This window comes from Helicobacter anatolicus (assembly GCF_021300615.1).
In the GTDB taxonomy this organism is placed as follows: Bacteria; Campylobacterota; Campylobacteria; order Campylobacterales; family Helicobacteraceae; genus Helicobacter_H; species Helicobacter_H anatolicus.
This window is the reverse complement of record NZ_JAJTMY010000012.1, coordinates 1-1,410: the sequence shown is the minus strand read 5'-3', so window position 1 is coordinate 1,410 and position 1,410 is coordinate 1. Positions and strand designations below refer to the sequence as shown.

1 pseudogene is annotated in these 1,410 nt (G+C 32.8%); it reads left to right on the top strand.

Annotated elements, in window-relative coordinates:
• Window positions 1–11: 11 nt before the first annotated feature.
• A pseudogene (locus LW133_RS07345) lies at window positions 12–1,410 on the top strand (hypothetical protein); the annotation flags it as partial.

The following is a 1,410-nucleotide window of genomic DNA, read 5'->3' as shown; positions in this document are numbered from 1 at the left end:
TAGGCGCTTCTATGTTTAATGTAATTAATGCTGGAGATCAAAGTAAAGTTAATATTGTTGTTCAAGGTCAGGTTAATGTAGGTGCAAATATTACTTATGGAGGGAGATTTGATGAAAACAATAATTACATTTGGGATGGAAAAGATAATGCAAATCAAACTACTTTTATCTTTGCAAATGGTAATGATATAAGTGCGATGAAAGATGGAGTAAAAGAAGGTAATAGTGGCAAAGACAGCTTTGCTAATTCTACAGACACTACCAATGCAAATTCCAAAGTCCTAGGTGTAACTTATCAAGATGGTATCAAACTCACACTAAAAGATAAAACGATTACAAACTCTAATGGTGAAAATATTTCTTTCCTTAATACTTATAAAAATTACTTTATTTCAAAAGAGACAGATCCAATCCTCACTCTCACAACAAATCGCACAAACAATGGCACTTTCAAAGACACAATTGTAATAGAAGGTCTACTTGTAGGTGATGTTGTAGCACTAGAAAGAAGTAGTGCTAATAAAGAAAAACATGCAGAGTTTGATGTAACCTTAAAAACAAATTCAGCATTCTTTGGTGGATTTGATTTTAGCAATCTCTTAAAGACACAAAATGGTGCAAACTCACTTGATAAGACAAGCATCACTCTTGTAATGGAAAAAGGTTCAAAATTCTTTATTGATAGCTCTGTAACTTTACAAAATCTAAGCATCAAAAATGTAGATTTAAATCGCGAAGAAACACTCATAAATACTTTTGCACAAAGTAATACTGTAATTGACTTAGGAAGTTATGGAAATGATAATAATGCATTGCGTAAAAGAAGAGAAGATTTTAACCTTTTAAGTATTGGCGTGGTAAGTAAAACTGAACCTGATAGTGGAGCTCAATCTACAGAAACTACCACAGGTTTAGATGGACAAAACGCACTCTTTAGAGTCTATGTAAATGCAAATGCAGATCAAAATAACGCCACTCTAGGTAAAATCAATGCAAAAAATGCAAGTGATGGAAATGGTGAAAGTGGTACTTATGGCCATGTATATAGTGATAGAATCATTGTAGATAATGCTAAAACTAATGGCTTACAAGAATATATCCAAGTACTTTATGATGCAGATACAGATGCAAAATCTCTAAGTCATAAAACAGGCAAGGGCACAGAAACAGAAGGCAATATTGCAGTATTTACAGTGAAAAATGGTGACACTAATAACACTCCATTAGTAAAACTAGATACCATAGCTGTTTTACAAGGTTTTGATATATTCCAAACCTATCTTGCCTCTCAAATTACAGATAGAAATGGTAAAGTAACAAGTACTATGGAAACAAGTAGTAATACTAGCTACACCACTTACTTTGTAGATCACTTAGATGTTAGGGTTTCTCCAGCAAACCAACAAAGTT